Origin of the sequence: Mucilaginibacter sp. 21P (genome assembly GCF_019331605.1) — a bacterium.
Classification (GTDB): Bacteria; Bacteroidota; Bacteroidia; order Sphingobacteriales; family Sphingobacteriaceae; genus Mucilaginibacter; species Mucilaginibacter achroorhodeus.
Map to the genome: position 1 here is coordinate 2913143 of NZ_CP063061.1, position 21835 is coordinate 2934977.

21 protein-coding genes are annotated in these 21835 nt (G+C 44.0%); 7 read left to right on the forward strand and 14 right to left on the reverse strand.

Translation table 11 applies throughout. The features are described from left to right. Positions 1 to 4 precede the first annotated feature (4 nt). Together INP83_RS13065 and INP83_RS13070 are read left to right on the forward strand one after the other, a co-directional pair. Positions 5 to 763 carry a hypothetical protein gene (locus INP83_RS13065; protein ID WP_219124581.1) on the forward strand — a complete coding sequence of 253 codons (759 nt, stop codon included), beginning with the start codon at positions 5 to 7 and terminating at the stop codon, positions 761 to 763. A gap of 139 nt (positions 764 to 902) precedes the next feature. After that, on the forward strand, positions 903 to 1637 hold the full coding sequence (locus INP83_RS13070) for a hypothetical protein (RefSeq protein ID WP_219124583.1): 735 nt from the start codon (positions 903 to 905) through the stop codon (positions 1635 to 1637). A 358-nt stretch (positions 1638 to 1995) separates the two neighbouring features. Here the strand turns inward: INP83_RS13070 and INP83_RS13075 are convergent, their stop codons facing one another. Together INP83_RS13075 and INP83_RS13080 are read right to left on the reverse strand one after the other, a co-directional pair. Continuing rightward, positions 1996 to 2454, reverse strand: a complete 459-nt coding sequence (locus INP83_RS13075; RefSeq protein WP_219124585.1) for an SRPBCC domain-containing protein — start codon at positions 2452 to 2454, stop codon at positions 1996 to 1998. Next, positions 2438 to 2779, reverse strand: a complete 342-nt coding sequence (locus INP83_RS13080; RefSeq protein WP_219124587.1) for a helix-turn-helix transcriptional regulator — start codon at positions 2777 to 2779, stop codon at positions 2438 to 2440. Before INP83_RS13080 ends, INP83_RS13075 begins: the two co-directional genes overlap by 17 nt. Positions 2780 to 3176: 397 nt before the next feature. Here INP83_RS13080 and INP83_RS13085 point away from each other — a divergent pair, with 397 nt between their 5' ends. Then, entirely contained in the window at positions 3177 to 4226 is a 1050-nt protein-coding gene (locus INP83_RS13085; protein ID WP_219124588.1) for a fatty acid desaturase, read from the forward strand. 377 nt (positions 4227 to 4603) lie between these two features. Here INP83_RS13085 and INP83_RS13090 read toward each other — a convergent pair whose 3' ends face one another. Both INP83_RS13090 and INP83_RS13095 read right to left on the reverse strand, forming a co-directional pair. Beyond that, the gene (locus tag INP83_RS13090) at positions 4604 to 5182 is read right to left on the reverse strand and encodes an RNA polymerase sigma factor (RefSeq protein WP_219124589.1); all 579 of its coding nucleotides are present in this window, start codon (positions 5180 to 5182) and stop codon (positions 4604 to 4606) included. Between the two features lie 368 nt (positions 5183 to 5550). Beyond that, positions 5551 to 8400: a PAS domain S-box protein gene (locus tag INP83_RS13095; RefSeq protein ID WP_219124590.1), complete on the reverse strand. Its 2850-nt coding sequence runs from the start codon at positions 8398 to 8400 to the stop codon at positions 5551 to 5553. Between the two features lie 232 nt (positions 8401 to 8632). Here INP83_RS13095 and INP83_RS13100 point away from each other — a divergent pair, with 232 nt between their 5' ends. Further along, positions 8633 to 10375 (forward strand): ATP-binding protein, encoded by a 1743-nt coding sequence (locus INP83_RS13100; RefSeq protein ID WP_219124591.1) that lies wholly within the window; start codon positions 8633 to 8635, stop codon positions 10373 to 10375. Between the two features lie 331 nt (positions 10376 to 10706). Here INP83_RS13100 and INP83_RS13105 read toward each other — a convergent pair whose 3' ends face one another. Further along, positions 10707 to 11090, reverse strand: coding sequence for a DUF932 domain-containing protein (locus tag INP83_RS13105; RefSeq protein WP_255563151.1), 384 nt, complete (start codon positions 11088 to 11090; stop codon positions 10707 to 10709). 464 nt (positions 11091 to 11554) lie between these two features. Next, complete coding sequence (locus INP83_RS13110) at positions 11555 to 11797, reverse strand: hypothetical protein (RefSeq protein WP_219124593.1); 243 nt, start codon at positions 11795 to 11797, stop codon at positions 11555 to 11557. A 556-nt stretch (positions 11798 to 12353) separates the two neighbouring features. Between INP83_RS13110 and INP83_RS13115 the strand changes: the two genes are divergently transcribed. Beyond that, on the forward strand, positions 12354 to 13922 hold the full coding sequence (locus tag INP83_RS13115; RefSeq protein ID WP_219124594.1) for an ATP-binding protein: 1569 nt from the start codon (positions 12354 to 12356) through the stop codon (positions 13920 to 13922). A 134-nt stretch (positions 13923 to 14056) separates the two neighbouring features. On the opposite strand, the gene mobC is transcribed toward INP83_RS13115, so the two are convergent. The 7 genes from mobC to INP83_RS13150 form a co-directional block, all read right to left on the reverse strand. Continuing rightward, on the reverse strand, positions 14057 to 15943 hold the full coding sequence (gene mobC, locus INP83_RS13120) for a conjugal transfer protein MobC (protein WP_219124595.1): 1887 nt from the start codon (positions 15941 to 15943) through the stop codon (positions 14057 to 14059). 2 nt (positions 15944 to 15945) lie between these two features. Then, positions 15946 to 17151 (reverse strand): relaxase/mobilization nuclease domain-containing protein, encoded by a 1206-nt coding sequence (locus tag INP83_RS13125; RefSeq protein ID WP_219124596.1) that lies wholly within the window; start codon positions 17149 to 17151, stop codon positions 15946 to 15948. Continuing rightward, complete coding sequence (locus INP83_RS13130) at positions 17118 to 17534, reverse strand: hypothetical protein (protein ID WP_219124597.1); 417 nt, start codon at positions 17532 to 17534, stop codon at positions 17118 to 17120. The genes INP83_RS13125 and INP83_RS13130 overlap by 34 nt, the downstream gene beginning before the upstream one ends. 142 nt (positions 17535 to 17676) lie before the next feature. Beyond that, positions 17677 to 17916, reverse strand: a complete 240-nt coding sequence (locus tag INP83_RS13135) for a hypothetical protein (protein ID WP_219124598.1) — start codon at positions 17914 to 17916, stop codon at positions 17677 to 17679. Between the two features lie 110 nt (positions 17917 to 18026). Further along, positions 18027 to 18617, reverse strand: coding sequence for a ParA family protein (locus INP83_RS13140; protein ID WP_219124599.1), 591 nt, complete (start codon positions 18615 to 18617; stop codon positions 18027 to 18029). Positions 18618 to 18623: 6 nt separating this feature from the next. After that, the gene (locus INP83_RS13145; protein WP_219124600.1) at positions 18624 to 18944 is read right to left on the reverse strand and encodes a hypothetical protein; all 321 of its coding nucleotides are present in this window, start codon (positions 18942 to 18944) and stop codon (positions 18624 to 18626) included. Between the two features lie 49 nt (positions 18945 to 18993). Beyond that, positions 18994 to 19314: a helix-turn-helix domain-containing protein gene (locus INP83_RS13150; protein ID WP_219124601.1), complete on the reverse strand. Its 321-nt coding sequence runs from the start codon at positions 19312 to 19314 to the stop codon at positions 18994 to 18996. A gap of 225 nt (positions 19315 to 19539) precedes the next feature. Here INP83_RS13150 and INP83_RS13155 point away from each other — a divergent pair, with 225 nt between their 5' ends. Both INP83_RS13155 and INP83_RS13160 read left to right on the forward strand, forming a co-directional pair. Next, positions 19540 to 20580: an NAD(P)-dependent alcohol dehydrogenase gene (locus tag INP83_RS13155; RefSeq protein WP_219124602.1), complete on the forward strand. Its 1041-nt coding sequence runs from the start codon at positions 19540 to 19542 to the stop codon at positions 20578 to 20580. 10 nt (positions 20581 to 20590) lie between these two features. Then, complete coding sequence (locus tag INP83_RS13160) at positions 20591 to 21487, forward strand: AraC family transcriptional regulator (RefSeq protein ID WP_219124603.1); 897 nt, start codon at positions 20591 to 20593, stop codon at positions 21485 to 21487. A 125-nt stretch (positions 21488 to 21612) separates the two neighbouring features. Here the strand turns inward: INP83_RS13160 and INP83_RS13165 are convergent, their stop codons facing one another. After that, entirely contained in the window at positions 21613 to 21831 is a 219-nt protein-coding gene (locus INP83_RS13165; protein WP_219124604.1) for a helix-turn-helix domain-containing protein, read from the reverse strand. Positions 21832 to 21835: the final 4 nt, after the last annotated feature.

Here is a 21835-nt window from a genome sequence, read left to right on the forward strand (position 1 = left end):
TAATATGAACACAGAAAATTTAAGTTATCTGCAAAAGCAATTGCTGAACCTGGGGTTCGGTGAAAAACTCAATCAAGAACTGAAGAAAAATATCGAAGCCGGCAAAAAGGAATTCACTTTGCTGACGGACCAGGAGTACAATAAACAGCAGGTCGATTATACGCTGTATTATAAAGCCGGTGACAACAATGAGATGTATTTCTTTAATAAGTACGATGCGGCTTTAAGAGATAAGGAAATGCAGCAAACCTTCTACATCAATAAAGGCAGCGGTATCACTGCAAAAGAAGCCTACAATCTTATGGAAGGCCGGGCGGTGTATAAGCAACTGGAGAACCTGGAAGGCGAAAAATATCATGCCTGGGTCGTGATCGACAAAGAGAACAGGACGGAGAATGGCAACTTCAAGTTAAGGCCATTCACAGAGGGCTGGAACTATAAACCGGAACGTGCCATTGACAAACTGGACATTGTCGGTATTGGTGAAGAAGGCGCACGTGAAAAATTAATGAGGTCGCTGGAAAAAGGGAACCGCCACCAGGTAACAGCCATGAAAGATGGCAAAGAAGTAAAACTATACCTGGAGGCCAACCCGGCTGAACACCGTGTTAATCTGACCAACTGGAAAGGCGAAGCGCAACAACTGGAGCATTACAAGAAATCGGAAGTAAAGAACGAGGTCAAGAAAGGTCAAAAACAAACGCAGAGCGAGGAGGCTGCGCCAGCAAAAAAGCCCCGCAAGGGCGCTAGGCAAAGCGTATAAATAAAATTTCTTATTATTGCGCCTCAAGCCGATCCTTCGGCTTATTGTGATAAGGTTTAGGTTGAAAGTCCCGTGCAGCGAGTGTTGCGGGACTTTTATTTTTTTCCTGAATTCGCTAACACTTAAATTCGCAGCCCTTATGAAAGACAATTTACAGCAGATCAAAGCAGACGTCAAGCGACTCCATACCCAGGGAGTGAACCTACTCAATGCGATCAGGAATGAACAATTCCCGCAGCAGATGGAGAAACATTTCACCGAGGTATTAAAGAAGGACTATCAGGAATTTAAAAAAGGGCTGCCGGTCTTTAAGTCCGCATATCAAACCTGGTATAGCGAAGCTGTTGCGCTGGTCAAAATCCTTCTGCCTTTAAGACATAACGATTTTGTACGCTTGTACGAAAAACCTAAGGGCCGCAAAGATGTCACGAAAGAGAACTATGTGATCGAAGACTATCTGAGCGATATAATCGTCACTGCTGGATTTGATAAAAAGATCGTGGCGGGCCCGGAGGCGGCTATACCCGCGTTCGAACAACAATATAATATCATCGGAGCGATCATGCAATCGATCGACAGTACATTACTGGATATCCTCCGTGAGGTCCAAGCCGGCCTGCTCGACGCAGAACTGGACAAAGCCGCCATCCTCGCAAAACAAAAGCACTACCGCGCAGCCGGCGCTATCTGTGGCCTGGTGCTGGAGAAACATTTGGAACAGGTATGTGATCGCCGACAGTTAAAGGTCAACCGAAGAACCCTGGCTGACCTGAATGAACTCTTAAAAAAGAATGAGGTCATTGATTTTCCTGACTATAGGCACACCGGCTTGTTGGCTGAACTTTATCAATTATGCGTTCAGAATAAAAAATGAGAGCCTCAACAGGCAGAGGTTGAAGATTTGATCAACGGAGTAGATAAAATTATCAAGATCTTGTTTTAGGACAATTAAATAGTGACTACCCCACATGAGTGCTCTGTATATAATCAATCCATTGATAGAGCCTGACTGCATGTCATTGAACCATTGCGCTAAACTAATACCTTGCCCACTTGAAGTCACTCCACTTGTATACATTTTTTCTTACCCTGGAATTGCGCTTCTACACGGACCTCAAATCCCAGTTTAAGCTAAAATTCTTTTGGCCTTGATCGATCGGTAACTGGAATGGAAATGATCTCAATTGATTTCATGATAACGATAAGTGTTTTTGATTAAAAAATTCAAAGTCTTAGTTCTTGATAGAAGTTTTTTCTATTAGCTCTTTAAGCGTCAGCTCAAAGCGCTGCCTGATCCTTTTTCTCCAGCTATTCCCCATAAAGATGCTTGAAAGGACATTGCCAAAACCTTTAAAACCTTTATGTTCCAATATTACCTCAGTGCCATCTTCCCTTGGAATAATAGTCCAGCATAAAATAGTATCAAGCTTGATCACACCAGGCGCAGGACAGCCTTTCCACGTATACACCAGCCTTTTAAGAGGTAGGACCTCTAAGACCTCGCAGTATATGATCCCATCAAAATCCATTTTAGGTAAAGGCTTTGTGAAAAAGTTGAACTGATGACCTACAACAGGTTTAAAATCATTTTTCACAAGCCAGGTGTCTAACAGCGATGGGTCCGTCAAACATTCCCATACTTTTTCAACCGAATAAGGGAAATACCATTTAATCTTAATGTTTCGTTCCATTTTCTTTCAATGCTAGAAGTTCTTCCAAATTTTGAAGTTTATTGTGCCAGAACTTTTCAAAATAATTTAACCACTCTTGGATCGCTTGAAATCCTGCTTTATTTAGACTGCAGTAACGTTCACGTCCGATGTCGTCAATAGAGACAAAACCTGAATGAGCGAGTACTTTAATATGTTTAGAGATTGCAGGCCGGCTGATATCAAAATTTTCAGCAAGTTCTGTGATCGTATATTTAGACTGGCTCAGCAACATCAGTATCTCACGTCTATTAGGATCACCAATGGCATGAAAAAGGGCAGCGTGAGAACTATCATTAATTTGCATACGCGTAACTGTAGGGTTACGCAAATATTTGTTTTGTTTTGTGATCAACGTCAGTAACGGTCAACGACCTTCGCTCGAACCCATTTCTAAAATGTGCTTACTCAGTCATTTAAATGGAAGTAAAACCCAGATGCTTGATCTAATGTCCATTTTATTGAATGATCAAATAGATAATGATCACGACCATATATTAGAATTTAAGAGGGCAAAATCTGTATTCATCTTGAAGTTGATTATCTATTTTTCAATAAACGTTGGAAGTGAATTTCGATAAATTCACTTTGATCGTAGGGTTATAAAAAATACACTATTAACTAATTTATTATATAATAAGTAAGAACCAAAGTCATATTTGAGCACGTATATGGTCGTGCAAATATCCAGTGAAACCATATACATGCCATTTATAGACCACGTATTACAACAACCTTCCTATGGTTGGAAAGATGAGAACGGCAATCTAGTGAGGCCGGGAGCTAAGCCATTGTTGTCTGAGTTTTTTGGTCGACTGAATGTTTTTCGCAGCCGGAAGAATTGGTTGCCTTTATTAAGTTGGATCAAAGTGCTCTTTCTATCAGCGTTCTTTATTATATATGTATCTAACTATTTAAGCTGGAAGACCGCATTAGTCGCCTTTATATATGGAATGATCATAATGGGTACTCATGGCACGATCTGGCACCATCGTTACTGTACGCATGGTGCCTATACTTTCCGAAATAATTTTTGGCGGTTTATTACGCAGAATTTAACTATTAATGTTATTCCCGAGGAGATATATGCGATCTCGCATCATGTACATCATGCTCGTTCTGATCAGCCAGGTGATCCCTACAATGCGCAAGGCGGGTTTCTATATTGTTTTTTGGCAGATGTGAACCATCAGCCGATAGCTAAGAACCTATGTAGAAATGATTATCATCGTGTTTGTTCCCTGATGAGACACACAGGTATCTCAGGCAATTCATATGAACGATATCAGTATTGGGGCAGTTATGCTCATCCAGCAAATGCGTTGCTTTCCTGGGCACTGAACTGGTCGTTCTGGTATCTCGCCTTTTACCTGATCGGAGGTCATGCATTGGCTTGCTGCCTGTTCGGTGCGGCTGGAGTCTGGGCCGTTGGAGTAAGGACCTTCAACTATGAAGGGCATGGTAAAGGGCAACCTAAGCAGCGGGAAGGGATAGATCATAATCACAAAGACCGCTCTATTAATCAGTTATGGCCTGGACTGGTCGCAGGAGAATGGCACAATAACCATCATCTTTATCCAAAAAGTGCACGGAGCGGATTCAAGCCGCATCAGATCGATCTGGCTTGGTATTACATCAAGTTGATGAGTATGCTCGGCGTTGTCCGTCATTACAAGGATTACAAAAAACAATTTTATAAAGATCATTACCTGCCTTATCAGACAGATAAGCGAACCCTAAAATACCAGAAATAGGTTTGCGATATAGGAGTTTAATATCAAACAATATTTGAGATGAATGAGTATTCTTTATAAATCGTATAGCTATGTCAAACACTCCTATAACTACGAATATTATCATCAATGGACTTTCGCAAACCTGTCTGCTAAAAGAAAAGTCAAATAACGGTAACGGGCAGATGTTATTCAGATATGTCAATCAGCACTCTGGAAACGAGTATCTGTTGGTTAAAGAAGGGAATGATTGGAGAACACTCAACGAAACCATCTCTTCGACCGAGATCTTTCAGCAACTCTGTGAATTTAGTGACAATTTATAGTGTAAGGGTGATCTCTAACACTGTCGTTTTACAGTGCTATTATTTAGATCCCTTTGTAGATAGAGCTTTTGTTTATGAGGCTGATGCTAGTTGCTGGATGTCTTTGATATAAATGGAGCGTAATTTGTTTACTCCGGAACGGCAACAGGTCTTGACGCTGCCTAACGGCATACCCAATGCTTCCGCAACTTCCGTATGTTTATAGCCTTTCAAATAGATCAGTTCCAATACGTTTTGCTCTCGGGGAACGAGTTTATGTAACAATGAAAGCGCATAACGGTAGTCCATAGATCGATCTATCACATCTTGCACGGCAAATTCGGATGAGTGTTCCTCTATATCAACTATTAAACCCTGTTGTCGATAGCTTTTGGTTCGAAGGCTATCAATAGCCATTCGACGGGCAACGTTAACTATCCAGGTATACAACCGTCCCTTGACGGGATCATATTTTTCGAAGTTGGTCCAAATTCTAATAAAAGTTTCCTGCAGTATATCCTCGGCAAGTACAGTTTCCTGTACTATGCGTAATATGGCTTTATGAAGGGAGCTGGAATACATGTCATAAAGAACCTGGGCCCCCAATTCTTTTTTTTCCTGAATTGCCAATATTAAAGATCCCTCATCCAATTTTATCTTACGCCTGCTCATAAATGCCTTTTTGAAGTAGATAACTCCTTTACTTACGAGATTGTGTGTTCTTTAGATCACTGCGGCATTTTATGGGATGATTTCATTCGATCATGCGGTCGATTAATTTTTGAGACCTGTAAATAATGAAAAGCCATTCAGACTATCCACTGATAATGTCCTAATATTTAATACCTAGAAGGAAATAGTAGGTTAATACCTTAACTGAACAGAAGTATATAAGCTGCCTTAATAAAAGTTTCATGCCCTATGATGAATTGTATTTATAACAACGTGCTGCGCTAATTCAAAGAAGATCAAGAAGCATTTATCAAGGTGATGAATGTCTTGTTCCGTTTACCCATGATCATGCTATCTATCTTACGATATCATAATGGAAGTTCAAACCAAAATTCGCTACCCTTGCCTTGCTCGCTATTTACACCGATATTTCCCCCATGAAGTTCAATGATCTGTTTGCAAATAAATAGACCGATACCGAATCCTTTAGTGAATTTCATAGCCTCATTTTCCACACGGTAGAAGCGGTCAAACACATGAGCCTGATCTTGATCTGCTATCCCCATCCCTTCATCCTGAACGCAAACTTTTACTGTACCCTGCTCGCTTACACAAGATACATTGATCACACTGCCCTCAGGTGAATACTTGACCGCGTTATTGATAAAATTGATCAGTACCTGTTCGATCTTGTCCTCATCGGCTTCAACCGGGGTATGTTCCACCGGATGGAAGACGACCTGATGCGAAGTAATTGTGGCAAGCGACTCTTCTTCCGCCTGCTTGACCAGGTCGGCCATGTCAAATCTTTTCTTGTTGAGCTGGAGTTTGCCTTCCTGCATACGAGCTACATCCAGGAAGCCTGCGATCAGTCCTCTCATCCGTTCGACCTGGCGTTGCGCCTTATCAAGGATCTGGACGGTGCTAATATCTTCAGCCTTCCGCGCTTTCAGTTTTAACATCTGAACGTAGCCATTCATGGAGGTCAGTGGTGAGCGGAGCTCGTGACTGACCACGCCGATAAAGTCCAGGCGGCGTTGTTCATCCAGCTTGCGGTCGGTGATATCCTGGATAGTTCCTGAAAAATGAGCTGGCGAAGAACTGTTTGCGGCATACAAACGTCCGCTGGCACTGACCCAGCGTTGAATGCCATCATGGTAGCCAATGATCGGGTATTCCAGGTTGTAACTTTCACCCTTAGTGATGGCGGCCTCTACTGCTTCTATCACGCGTGCACGGTGATCATCTGCGATCTGATCTACGGCAGCCTCATACGGCATTTGTTCGTCAGGATGATAACCGAATAGTTCTTTCAACCGCGGTGATGGTTTGAATTCCCTGGTGTCTGCGTTGATGTACCAGGTACCCAGATCTGCAGACGCGACCGCCAGGCGAAGCTGCTCCTCGGCTTGTTCAACGGATCTGTGTGCCAATACCTGCGTTGTTATCTCATTGGCTACCTCAAGCACACCGGTTACTTGATCTCCCTCCACCAGCGGCGTATAGCTTACATTAAAATAAGCTTTTTCCGATCGTCCGTTTCGATTCAACGTCACCGGCAACTGTTCACCTGTATAAGGTTTACCTGTACGGTATACTTCGTAAAGAATATCTACTACAGCCTGTCCTTTGATCTCCGGAAGCCCCTCTAACAAAGGCTTACCTATGATCGATCGGTCTTTTCCTAGGACAGTCAGCATGTTCTCGTTCACCAATTCGAATATCATGTCCTCGCCACGGAAAACAAGTATGGATGTAGGCGCCTGCTCCACCAGGCGACGAAAGCGGCTTTCGCTCTCTGTCAGCTTATCCAGGAACCTCCGGCGTTGGGTCACGTTCATAAAGGTCGCAACACCGCCATTAAGCTGACCATCAGCGTCGTAAAGAGGTGCAGCATTAATGGAAATATAAAAACGTTCGGCATCAGGCGGCTGAACCCCGATCTCCATGTCATACACTGGCCTTTGAGCGGCCATCATCACCGCCATCGGATGTTCATCATCAGGTAGTAGTGTGCCGTCCAGGCGTAGGTTCTGCCAGCGGGCATCGCCATACGTGCGCTTGGTGATCTCATCCTGCTTTAGGCCTAAGATCCGCTGCGCCATCGGATTGACAAAAACGATGTCGCCTGCATTGTTGATAATGCCCATCCCCTCGGCCATCGTATTAATGATACTTTGCAGGCGGGATTCGCTTTCCTTAAGCTGTTTCGATAGGATCTGTCCTTCAGCAAGAGCGTTCTCCAACTCTTTGCGGGCCATGACCTGCTCGGTGACCTCGACCGCCATATCAACGATCCCGGTGATATGACCGTTCTCGATCAGCGGCGTATAAGAAAAATTGAAGTAACCGGTCTCGATCTGCCCGTTACGCTTTAATTGAACAGGCGTGTCATATCCATATACCGGCTCGCCGGTACGGTAAATGTCATACAGCATGTTACAGGCTGGCTGACCTTCCAGTTCCGGTATGGCGACCAGTAAGGGTTTTCCGATGATGTCAGCTTGCTGATCCAGCAATTGCAGCATGGGGGCATTCGCGGCATCGATGAGCAGTTCCGGTCCTCTGAAGATAATGATCGCCGCGGGCGATTGGTCGATAACTGTGCGGTATTTGAATTCGCTTTCATCTGCTTTGACCTGAAGGTCTTGAGCGTTCCGGTGTGCCTCGTCCAGGTCGGTATGGGTTTGTTTTAGTCCAGCCTGTGTTTGATGCAGCTCCGCATTGATACTATCGATCGTACCGCTCGCTGATACTAGCCGTTCTTGCGAGCGTAGAAGTTCTTCATTGAGCGAGTTTAGCTGATCTTTTGATCTGTGATTGTATACACGTTCGCTAACATCATGTGCCGTATGCAACAAGCAAAATGTTTCTCCCGCATCATTTCTGATCGCCCGGTATTCGAAATCAAAATAAGAGGTGGTGAGTACGTCATCGATCACCAGGTCTGCCGGTGTATCGGTAGCTATATAGTTGTCACCTGAACGCCAAACGCCCTTCAATAGGTCGGTAAATGGCTGACCTGCGACGTCTCCCAAGGCTTCTTCGAAAGTCTTGCCGACAACATCGCGGCCTTTACCCCAAATTTGCAGCATCGCAGCATTGACAAAGCCGATATGAAGATCTTCACTGGTATAGATAGCTGTTGGGTAGTTGGTGCCCGACAGCACGGCCAACAGTTGCTCGTTACTGACAAGAGGCGGTAAAGCTTTGCTCATTAGGGGAAATTAGGCTACAAAGATAAGGATATAAATTATTTAATTAATTAGAGAAAATATTGCAGGTCTTTGAACAGATACGCAATAAAGATATATTTTTATAAGCTATTTTTCGAGCCATCTTTGAGCGGATGACTTTCAGATAGAATAGCAGAGCAGTTCGTTGTTTTGCACGATGTTTGTTACTGAAAAATGTTTATAACCATTGTAAGATACTGGATCTTTAAAAGAAATGTTTGAGAATAGCCGAGCCACGCGAGAGGGCGAACGACTTGAAGCCCTGAAAGCCTACCATATTTTAGATACCGCCAGTGAACAGGACTTTGATGAACTGGCCGAACTGGCATCAACGATCTGCCAGACACCCATAGCCATTCTTGGATTTCTAGACGGCGAACGACATTGGTTCAAAGCCAAAAAAGGAACGGAACTTACAGCGTCACCACAGAACATGTCTTTCTGTGTACATACGATAGCAACAAGTGAGGATATACTGGTTGTGGAAGATGCGAAAAAAGACCCACGTTTCGCAAGTAATCCTGCAGCGAAGGCACTTGATCTACAATTTTACGCTGGTGTACCCTTGACCAATAATGAGGGTCATGCGCTCGGCACCCTTTGCGTTTTCGATCATACTAGCCGGCAACTAAGTGATGCACAGCGAACCGCGTTGAAACTATTAGGAAGACAAGCGGTCGATAAACTGGAGCTGCGCCGGAAGATATTCGATCTGGAAGCTGCTAAGAACGAGATCCTGGAACTTAACAAACAAATGGCGGATCAAAGCGACGAATTGCAGACCTTTAACGAAGAAACGGCAGCGATCAACGAAGAGTTAGCTACTATCAACGAAGAGTTACGCAGTACGAACGAAGAACTGCTTTCCACGCAAGAGCAACTGTTGTCCAGTCAGCAACGGTTACAACTCATCACCGATAACATCACGCAACTGGTATGGATGGCGGAGCCCACCGGGGAGATATATTGGTACAATGAACGTTGGTATGCCTATACCGGTACTACGCCAGAAGAAATGGCCGGCTGGGGGTGGCAGCGTGTCCACCATCAGGATCATGTGGTCAAGGTAACTGAAAAATATAAAACATGCATGGCTGATGGCGTGCTATGGGAGGACACATTCCCTCTACGAAGTGCTGAAGGTGAATATCGCTGGTTCTTGTCCAGAGCGGTGCCTTTCAAAGATGAAACAGGTAAGATATTGCATTGGTTCGGGACCAATACCGATGTGACCGCGCAGCGCGAGGACGAGCAGCGAAAGAACGACTTTATCAGCATGGTCAGTCATGAATTAAAAACGCCGTTAACGTCCACTATGGCCTACGTTCAGGTAGCGCAGTCAAAACTGAACAAACAAGGAGATCGGTCAACGGCTCATATGATGGACCGGTCCCTTAAACAGTTGTCTAAAATGACCATTATGATCAATGGCTTTCTCAACGTGGCCAAGTTGGAATCCGGTCAAATGCATATTCAGCCGTCTGATTTTGACCTTCGGGAACTATTGATCGAGTTACAAGAGGAACAGTTAAGTCTAAGCCCGAGTCATGTATTTAAATTCATGCTTCCAGAGTCCGTTATCATTTCCGCGGATCGTGATAAGATCGGACAAGTAGTAACTAATCTGATCAGCAATGCGGTGAAGTACTCACCGCTTGGAAGTACAGTGCAGGTCAGCTGTGATATATATGCATCAAAGGTCAGGATAAATGTTAACGATCAGGGCATGGGTATCCCGCTAAGCGAGCAACCTTTTCTCTTTGACCGTTTTTATCGAATGCAGGGGGAGCACCTTAAGTACATTTCCGGATTTGGGATCGGCCTTTATCTGTGTAAAGAGATCGTTGAACGGCACCATGGTGCAATAGGCGTAAATAGTACACTCGGTTCAGGTAGTGTCTTTTGGTTCGAATTGCCCAAACTGCCATCTGATCAGCAATACCTTTCGGTTTTATAAACAAGCCGACTCTTGTCCAAACTTAACCAGCCCTTGCTTAGTAAAGATGAACGTGTTGGATCTTAACCGAAACTTCTTGAGCATGATAATACAGCCTAGTTCTAATGAATGAAACAAAAAATTTATTGTCTTTTCAAATGAACCCGCCCCCTGTTTTCACCATAATGACAAGCGATCAGAAAACAGGTGGCGTCCTCAAATGGTCGGGCGATAGCCCGCCGTCCGGCAATTTTTTAAAACGAGGGGGAATTGCTCCCCCTCGTTAGCTTTAATTGTAAATCAAAACTTCACTGCCTTGCATTGCAAAATCACGGCATAGATCAAAGGCGGTTTATGCCCGCTGTTTAGCCTTGCCGTCCATAATAGACTTAAATTTTCCTTCTACGCTTTTAAAAATGCCTACATTCTGAAAATAGCCCGCAACGGCATTGTAAGCGACAAACACCGTTCCTGCGGCGGTCTCGATTTGCTGTGTCAGGCTGCCTAAAGCGTACTCATAAACGCTGTCTACGATTTCGGTGTAAGGGGTAGAAAGCTGATTAAGTTTTCCTTCGGCTAAATTCTGCAACACTTCCTTATTTGGTGCCATATCAATTTGTATCAGCTTCTTCACTTCGGTATCGGTTATGCGCATTTTTGCCCATTGGTTAAACAAGCCTTCCATTTCCCGGCTTAAGTCTCTGCTAATGCCCATGAGGGTATGCGCCTGTTTCAAACGTTCTGCTGCTGATAATAAAAACCCGTTCGCCGTTTACTAATGCGCCTGCGATATTAGAGAAGTCAGCCTGTCTAGGATTGCAAAGGCTTCCTTTTAGTGGAAAAGATATAGAAAAAAGCCTGGCCGGAGGGACAGCCCAAAAGTTTTCAACTTATACGCTTGTATAATGTCTCGCTGTTTACCCATAAAATTTTACATGACAATTCTAAGTTGTAAACAGCGCAGCTACGGTCTGCATCGTCAGAAACATTTTCCCGGAGTTCAGTTTAACAAAGTTATATCTTAAGTAAAAGGCTTCCACATTGGTGTCAAGCGGATCGACGATCACAGCCATCGATTCGACATGCGTCAAAGAGACGTCGTAGCACTTCTTTAACGCATCGATCAAAAGGTATTCGCCGAGGCGTTGCCTTTTATAGTTTTGATCCAACGCGAGCCTTCCTAATAATATAGCAGGGAGGTTATGGTAAGAAGGCGGCATTTTCTTTCGCACTCGTTCCGGCACCAGCTCGTTTGGATGCTCGTACTTGATAGCTATAGTAGCCGATGATGCGGTCACCATCCAGCATGACAGACACAGTACTCAAACGCCTTTTGATATCCTGGCTTGCCTGTTTGTGGAGGTAATTATCCAGCATTTCTACGCCGCAGGTAAAATCTTTTTTGTTAAGTCCTGAATGCAGTGGTTCAATCGGATAACTCATTAAATTTCTGTTGACTGATCATTTGACTCACGGTAGCGCTCAGTAGCCTCTTGTAACTGTTTGCCAGGTTTCGGCGGGTTCATGATCGCGTCAAAAAAAACATTCCTGTCCCTTTCTGTAGCCAGAACTGCGTCATGTTGTCCACAATAAATTTTGCTTTTTCCTGAACAGTAGCTACCACAAAATCGGTATCCTACGGTAACCACCCAATTTAGCTTCCCGTTCAAATAATGTTTTCTGATCTGTTGTCAGTTTGGCGTCGAATCTTGTCTTTTTAGCTTTGATCACTCGTTACCTAATTATCACCTATTAAATCAAATATTCGGAAAATTCCGTACAAATAAACAGAGCTTTGTAATAATCAATCCAAATACATTCACAGCAATAACGTAATTAACATTCACGATTAGCTATTAACGAGAAGGTGGCCGCTTCTTATTTTAGCGGGACAATAGTTGAACAGGGGTATTCCTTAAACTGTTTCTTTGTGTTTCTAATTAATTAAATAATTTTAATAGAAGTGTTGTCGTGCATAATATGTCTATTAAGAATTGATATGAACACCACATTAAAGACATCCTACAACTTATCACTGCTTTCCATATTGATAGGCCTTTCTGCCATCATTGGCTGGTATTTTCATTTGTCAACCCTGTATACTTTCTTATCGCATGGTGCTTCCATGAAGTTCAACACGGCATTTACGATATTACTTCTGGGCGTTTCCATCGCACTAGGTGTTCGTAATAAACCAGCGATCGCAGGTATTATCGGAACATTCATCATTGTATTTTGCTTAATGACGCTTGCAGAGTACCTTTATGAAACCGACCTGCATATTGATCAACTACTGGTCATTGATGACCTGACCGATTCTCAAAATGAGCCTCCGGGCCGGATGTCATTGTTTACCACCATATCTATCTTTGTTATTACGCTTGGAATGGGATTAACGCAATTGAAAAAATACTTCATTGCACAGATCGTTACTGCCATAGGTTTACTGGTCACATACATCTCCTTCGTTGGCGTATTGTTTAACATCAGCGGACTTTTCTCATTTGGTCCATATTCAGCGATCGCATTGCCAACCGCCCTAAGTCTGATCAGTGCCTCAGCAGCTGTTCTGTTAAGTTCAGCAGATAAAGGTTGGCTTAGCGAAATGGCAACAAAACACTCAGCGGCAATAACTACCCGTTATTCCCTGCTTTATTTTTTCCTGTCGTTGCCTATATTCATCGGGTTGTTTTTATTAATGCTTACTAAAGCTCAATTACCGGCCGAACTTGCTATCGTTGTGCTGATCGTTGGCTTTGCTACACTGACCTTGCCGTTTGCTTTTATCTTACTTAGAAAGCTGAACAGGTCGGATGAAAAGTCATTAGGGCTTACAGAAGAATTGAAAATACGCAGTCAGCAATTGTATGATAATAACGAAGAACTGTCACGGAAGAATAGAGAGTTGGATAGTTTGATCCATATCATCAGTCATGATCTTAAAACACCCATTGCAGCCTTAAAAGGCTCATTAAGTATTCTGGAAAGAAAACTTGCAGGACAATTGCAGGAAAAGGACCTGCAACTATTGGCTATTCCCCAACGATCGGTCAAGCGTTTGAACGAAACGATCGTTCATTTAAATGAACTTATTAAAAACCAGGAAGTTGAAAGCGGTAATTTCGAAGATGTTGACTTATGCCTGTTAGTAAATGAGGTCATTTTAGAACTGCACAATTTCATTCAGGAAACCGGTGCAGCCATCAACATAGATATCGTAGATTGTGAGGTAAGTTTTGACCGAATTCACCTGCATAGTATCATGCAAAATCTGATCACCAATGCCCTTAAATTCCGACATCCCTTACGGCCGCCAGTGATCGAAGTATCCGCGAAAAAGATCAAAGGTGGCATCGAGATCAAAGTGGCTGATAACGGGCTGGGTATCCCTGAACAGCAAAAGGAACATCTGTTCAGTAAATACATGCGTTTTCATGAACAAATAGAAGGAACAGGCGTTGGCTTGCATTTGATCAAGCAGATAATCGAGGATCATGGCGGTTCTATAGACGCTGTAAGCGAAGAAGGCCAGGGTACTATTTTTACTGTTACCTTGCGTTCAAAATAAACTTTCTTCATCTGATCCCTACTAGTCGACGTACTCGCTTTAATTGCATAGTCAATGTGGTCTTCTGGCTGCGCAGGTTATTCACAAAAATTTTTTCAGTTTAAAGCTAATACTAAGAAACCACATCATGTGATTTAACATTCGTTGATAATGATTTTTATGTCTGCCTTGATACGCTGGTAGTTCAGTATGATCTCCTGCATGCTGCTGCTTCGGACGGCTGGCAACTCAGTATAAGATCGTTCTTCTTGCGCAATGGTCTTATGATCGTTCTGTACCTCATTGTGAAATATTTTCAGGTCAATCTTGTTAGTTGGGTCATCAGCAATCATGCCCACAAATTGACCAGATGAAAGCGTTGCAATTTTCGAGGCTGGTATAGCATAGTCCAACTGGGTAGAGCGGCTGATCGAAGTGTCGGAACTATTGATGGACATGCTTTCCTTTTCCTGATTGATCTTGCCAAACCGCTCCGAAAGCTGTCTGGCGGTATCACCGGTTACTTGGCCACAAATGATATTGCCCACGATATTCATGATGACTTCGGCCTGCTCACGTCCATAGTCTTTTTTAAGCTGACTATAATCTTGTACCGCCAAGGTAACAGCCACTTTATTGGAACGCGCGGTAGCAATTAGGTTATCTATGCCATTAAAATAGATGGTCGGGAACTCATCGAATATTAAACTGCACTTCTGTTGATGTTTACGATTGACCAGCTTATTAATACGATTCACATAGAGGGACAGTACCGCACCATACGTTTGAGACTTCTGCGGGTTATTAGCTAAACAAACTACTTTCGGATCAGCAGGATTGTTAATGTCCAGGGAAAAATCATTGCCGCTTAATACATAATACAATTGGGGTGATGATAACCTGGCCAAACTGATCTTAGCACTGGCGATCTGACCTTCCAATTGCTCAAAAGCTTCATTTCGCCAGGCGGAAATAAATGGATTGATAAGCACTTCTATTTCCGGTTCATTGCTCAATACAGAATACAGCTCCTTGTAATCGACCAGTGACAGTTCGATCACATGAGGTAAAGTACAATATTTTCCGCCTTCATATTTCTTCAGGAACCAGATCAGCGCAGTGACAAAGTTGATCGGTGATTCGACAAAGAAATCTCCTTGCTTTTTGATCCATTCCCGGTTGAGGCCGAGCATGATGGTACGCGCCGCCTCCATGGCATCAGTTATATCCAGCATGGTTTCCGGTTCCAGCGGATTGCTTCGGTGCATGATATTCTCAAAATTGATCACGTAAAACGAACGCCCGCCATGTTTACGTAATTCGTTATAAGCGATCTTACTAAGGTCATCGTATTTGAAATCATAAATGAGCATACTGAATCCTTTGCGGATATGCTGGCTAATGATATGCCGGATGACAAAATAGGATTTACCGGCACCGGGGCTACCGCCAACCAGCGTGCCTCTAAATGGATTGATAATGTTGATCCAGCTATCCCGTTCTTTGCCTTTCAACTGATATTTGGCCGGAAGGTTAATGGAATATTCGTTTTCCAGCAGCCGTTCTTCCTGCGGGAACGTCTCGTTCTCTTTGTTAAAAATATCCGTTCCTGATTTGAGTTTGAGCATCCGAAATAACATAGCTGCGCCGGTCATAAACAGCAGATAGCCTAATGCGGTAAGCCCTATGTAAAGGCCCGGTAAGGCATTTAATAAATTACTTATAAGATAGAGGAACAGGCCTGTACTACAATAGGTAGCAATGGTTTTTGGCCTGATCTTTTCATCTTTCTTGCCTTTACTTCCTAATAGGGAAACGGTCAGTAGTAATAATGCAGATAGCTTAGCCACCCACAGGCTTTTAAAAATGCCCATCTTAGACATGGGTAATAAAACCTGGTCAATGATCTTATGTGTCAGATGTAGCCGTTCAAATGTACCGTAGCAACTCAGGTAAAAATGAATGATCAATATGACGATGCTCAGTAAGCGCGTGAAGTCAATGATCTTGCGCAGCGCTTGTTCGTTTTCTCCGGTTTGCATAATTATAGTTTTTGTCCTTTCCGTTTTTTCTTCTTGAATTTGTTGAGCGCAGCCATATCCTGTTGTTCCGTGGCAAAAAGCGTATCCAACAGCTCATCATTGCCATTGTGGATATCTTGCTGTGGTTCAAACTCATTTTGCTGCACTTTTGGGGATATCTTTGGTTCAGGTAAAAATGATGATGCCAATTGATTGGCGCTGTAGGCCTTGCCTAAGTCGCTGCCATTGAACACCGCTTTATTTTTCTGGTCTATGAAAGTTACCCCGTAAATGCGGCCATTATCATTTTGCCGCAGCACAACTTCTATATCCTTTTCCCATAATGCTTCTTGAAAGCTGCGTTTGGTATGTGGCGTAGCTATAACGGCATTTAAAGCTTCGATGAGATCAGATTTATAGGGCTTGCGTAAATGTTCATTCAGTTTGAATTTCGCTTCCAGATTTTTCAAAGTAGGTTTGCCATAGATCGTACTGGCCTTCAATGGGACACCGGTCTTGTTGCCTTGCTTATCTGTTGCCCAATAAAGCAACCCATCCCGTGAGTACATCCTCGAACTCTTTGCACCCCGGTCAGCCTGGATGTTATAACGCTGTAACACGGCATTCAATTCACCAATTGTCGTGTACTTATATGACCTGGTGACGTAACTCAGGATATTGGTGATCGACCGCTTCGTTTCCGCTTTGCCGTAATCGGCAGCATCGATCATCGCCTTTAGGTCGGGCTTCTGCGTTTGTTGTTCTTCTGCTTTAACCAAACCATATTGGACCTCAATAGCTTTTCGTGTTTTCTCTGATTCGTTTTGCCCGAGGTAATGCAGGCTGATCCGGTTACCATCAGCCCTAATGTTAGTGCTTACAATATGAATGTGCGGATGTCCTGCATCATCATGCCGGTAAATCAGGTAGGGTTGACTTTCAAAACCGATGCCTTTCATATAGTCCGCAGTGATGGCCTGCAGTTTTTCATCCGGCAAGTTTTCACCATTGGCGAAATTCAGCGAGATGTGCACCGTATTGGTTTTCGTTCGCTCATTCCGCGCCGCCAGATCAGTCAGCCGAAAGAGCTTATCATGGAAATTCAGCTGATCCATATCTTTGGAATATCGGACAGCACCAATGAGCTTCGCCGTCCCACGGCTGACCTTACGCTCATTGTAATTCAATGCACCGATCAGGCTTTTACCGCTTTTAATTTTTGCGACCATATCTCTGAATAGTTGTTCATCTGATCCCTGATCTGCTGGATGGCTGGTTCCAGTTTTCCATTAACGACACTCAATAAATTCATCCAAAGCCTGGCATCAGCCTGACCATGCGCCGCATTGATACAGCGCATAGCCTGGTTTAAATTGTTCCCGATCGCATTGAGTTCCTGACGCAGGTTGACCATTTCTTCCAACAGATCATCCATCGATTTATCTCTATAAAATACAGTGACAGGTTTCCCAAGCAGTACGCTTCGAACATATTCACTCAACTTTCGGAACCGGGTTTTCTTGAACCTGTTATTGATCTGATCATATTCCGCCTGCTTAAATCGGGTCAGCAGGACTCGGGTTAATTTATCTGCATCTGTTCCCATCATCATTATTTTAAAAAGCCGACTTCGGAGGCTTTTGCCAGAACCGCGGCCGACTCAGAAGGCAGGGGCAAGATCCGTTTGTATTACAAACGTACATCTTGCTGACAGCTGCGAAGCTGGCTGTCTATGCCTGCTGTTAGTGTATTGATCATTGATTCAAGTAAAGTTCCAATGCCCTGATATTGATGTCCTGCAACGACAGGTCATGCTCAAGGCCATAGGCTTTCACTCGTTTTAAAAGCGCTTTAGGAATACGATTATTGAATTGTACCCCGGGTACTTTATTAACGGCTTCCTTCACAGGTTGAACTGTCTGGATCGGCGTTTTAGGCGGTTCTTTTTTTAATTTATCGGCCAGGCCGCCCAGCTTCTTTTTGTAATCTTCCATATGGCTATCATGCTAGTTTGTTAGCATCACAAGCTATCATGCTAGTTCGCTATCATTGGATGTTAGCTTGATAGCATGCGATCTTGCTAGCTTGTTAGCTAAATAAAAAGCTAGTTTGCTATCATTTCTACGATCTCCTCCGCCAGTGCCATCAACTCGGCCTTGGCTTTCGGATCACCGCCTTTTAATATGCCACCGGTAATGGACGAGCGTGCGATGCTTACGCGATCATGGACCCGGCTTTTTAGTAGCGGTGATCCCATGTTTTCAAGCAGCTCGCTAATATCATTGGTCAACCCGGACCTGGGCTTTACCATATTCAATACGATACCAGCCTTAGCCTGCGCTTCCTGGATCAGTGCCAGTGTAGACCTGATCGCCATCACATCGAAAAAACCTGCCTTTGTCGGTACGAGGATAAGATCAGAATGCCTGAACATCTCGGGCAGGCGATTGGATAAATATGGCGGCGTATCTACGATAATAAGGTCGAACGCCAGTTGCTGAATATCTTTAAACTGATCGGAACCCACGATGGTCAATTCCGGAAAATCTTCCCGAAGATGATATAAACTACCTTGTAAGTCTGTATCAACCAGCGCTACCGACAATTGATCCTGGAAGGTGAGCGCCAGGTTAATGGCTAATGTGCTTTTGCCAACGCCACCTTTTTGGTGGGCGAGTGTGATGATCTTTGCCATAATATTTTATTGAATTTGAGACGAGCGGAGATTCTCGCGAAGCCTCCGGCGCAGTTTCTGTTCTTGTTCGTAATTAAAGATCCATTCGTTCGCCAGCAACTTCCAGTTGCGGTATGGCGTACCTTTAGGACTATGCCAATCGGCTTGTTCATAGTGCTGATAAAATGTTGTGCCCTGCCCGGCCAGACCGCGCTGATCGAAATAGATATCAACCAATATCTTTTGGGGCGGCATCTCGGTGCCAAATCCTTTTTGAATGACCGGTTCAGGCTTGCTAAGCTCGTTAGGCATCCGCCTGGCTTTTCGTTTTGGTGCTTGAAATAACATAAGTAAAAATTATGGCCAGGCACTGCGCACCAGCCCTGGCCTGTAAAATTTAAAGACTCTTATGAACTGACATCATGAAAGTGATATCGTCATAATCGTAGTAGATCGAACCGCCGATCTTCGTAAATGGCAGGACCTTGCTGTCGCGCAGGGATTGCAAAAAGCCATGCGAGATGCCTAACAGCTTTTTGACCTCCGCAGACTTCAGCCAACGTTTGCCGGGCTGGCCGGTGGTGCATTCCTTGATGATGCGCTTTACATCCTGGATCAGATCGTTTTTAAAATCCTCCAGGTCGCCAAGGGTCAATATTTGGTTACGTGTGGGAACGGCTCCATGCGATCGTGATCTTTCATTAATTCCTTTTTCCATATCCTGAAAATTAAATGAGCATCAAAGATCAGATCGAAAAAAACAACTATTTGACAACCTTGGGGCAGGTTGCATCATTTACAAGCTTGTATGTATTGGAATAGATTGTTTTGAACTAAAAAAGTCTTTGTAATTGACATGAGTTGCAAAAGTGGCTACACTGTTCCGGGATTTGGATAAGTTGTGGACTCTTGGGCATTATACTTTTGGGTATTAAAACTTATTATGATAGCAGCAAAAGGATATGCGGCGCAGACGGCGGAAAGCCCACTGGCGCCCTGGCAATTTGAAAGGCGGGAGATCGGCGCCCATGATGTACAGATCGAAATATTGTTTTGTGGCGTGTGCCACACGGATATACACCTTACCCGGAATGAATGGTTCCCCGGCATTTTCCCGATGGTACCCGGTCATGAGATCGTAGGCCGGATCAGCGCGGTCGGTCCGCACGTTAAGAAGTTTACGATCGGAGATCTTGGTGGTGTCGGTGTTATGGTGGATTCCTGCCGGGAATGCGAGGATTGCAGGAACGGCCAGGAACAGTTCTGTACGATAGCCCCGGTGCAAACGTACAATAACCTGGACCACGACGGCTTACCGGCCTATGGCGGTTATTCTGATACCATTGTGGTCAGTGAAGATTTTGTACACCATATATCAGAAAAACTTGACCTGGCGGCCGTTGCACCATTATTGTGCGCGGGCATTACCACTTACTCACCGCTGAAGAAATGGAATGTAGGCAAAGGTCACAAACTCGCCGTTGTCGGTTTAGGCGGCTTAGGGCATATGGGCGTAAAGTTTGGGCGGGCATTGGGTGCTGACGTGACCGTGATCAGCACATCGCCCGGTAAGGAAGCAGCGGCCAGGGAACTAGGCGCACATCACTTCGTGATCTCCAAAGACGAAGCACAAATGAAAGCGGCCTTTAAAAGCTTTGACTTCGTATTAGATACCGTGGCCGGCAACAGCGACATGAACCCTTATTTAAATACGCTGAAGACCAATGGCGTATACATCAATGTAGGCCTTCCGTCAAAGCCCTGGGAGGTAAGTGCGTTCTCATTGGCAGTGGGCAATAAAGTAATTGCCGGCTCCGGTGCCGGAGGTTTGCCTGAGACCCAGCAAATGCTGGATTTTTGCGCGGAACATAACATTGTATCCGACATCGAACTGATCGATATCAGGGATATTCATACCGCATACGACCGCATGCAGAAAGGCGATGTAAAATACCGGTTTGTCATTGATATGAAAACCTTGTAATTTTAACAGAATGGAACAGCCGTATCTCATCAATTCCATATCCGAGCAGCACCGGCTGCTCGGATTGCCAAAGCCCAAGCATCCTTTGATCAGTGTGTTCCGGCATGAAAACACTGGTTATGACGATCTGATAAGCTTGCGGCATTTCACGCTGAATTTTTATTGTATCTCCATAAAAAAAGATTACGACGGTAAATTGAAGTACGGGCAGCGGCATTATGATTTTGATGAGGGTATGATGGCCTTTATTTCGCCTAATCAGTTGCTGATGAAACTGGATGCTGGTTCCAAGCCTCCGGGCGGCATGACCCTGATGTTCCATCCTGATTTTATTGCGAATACTTCACTAGCCGCAAGGATCCGGAACTTTCATTTCTTTTCCTATGAGCTCAACGAGGCTTTGCATTTATCAGAAAGTGAGGAAGCCGTAATTGAAGGGTTATTTGATAACATTGAACGCGAGTATCAAACCGGTATCGACAGTTTTAGCCGAGATGTCATGATCGCTCAGATCGAGTTGCTGCTGCAATACAGCAGCCGTTTTTACGCCCGACAATTTATTACGCGCAAGGTAGCGAACGATGAGATCCTGATCCGGCTGGAAAATTTACTGGATGAGCATTTCAGCGAACCAAAAGGTTTACTCTTGGTTCAGCAGATCGCAGGTGAATTGAATTTGTCCGCCGACTATTTAAGCGATATGTTACGCACGATCACTGGTCAGACCGCACAGCAGCATATCCATGCCAAACTGATAGAGAAAGCTAAGGAACTATTGACCACAACTAACCTGCAGGTGAGTGAGATCGCATATCAATTAGGTTTTGAGCATCCACAATCGTTCAATAAATTATTTAAAAGTAAAACGAATATGTCCCCGGTGGCATTCAGAACCAGTTTTAATTGAATGCAGCGGTGAAGCGATCCACCTGGTCATTGTAAGTTTTGAAAAAACAATGAACAGATCATCTCACTATGAGTGATCAGTTAAAATCATCAAGGGACCAAATTGGTCCCCTGATGATAACACGATCAAAATTCGAATGTTAGCTGAAACCGGCCACCTAAACCTTTTTCAATAATGAGACGCAGGATGGAAACCGGAACTTTCCCAACATCGTTTTCTACCATGGAGATACGATATTTGGGTATACCACATTTATCGGCTAGTTGCTGCCGGGACATCTGTTGCGTTGATCGTGCCTCCCGGATCTGAGCGGCTATTGGATCTGTTTTTAATTTGTTCTTCATACAA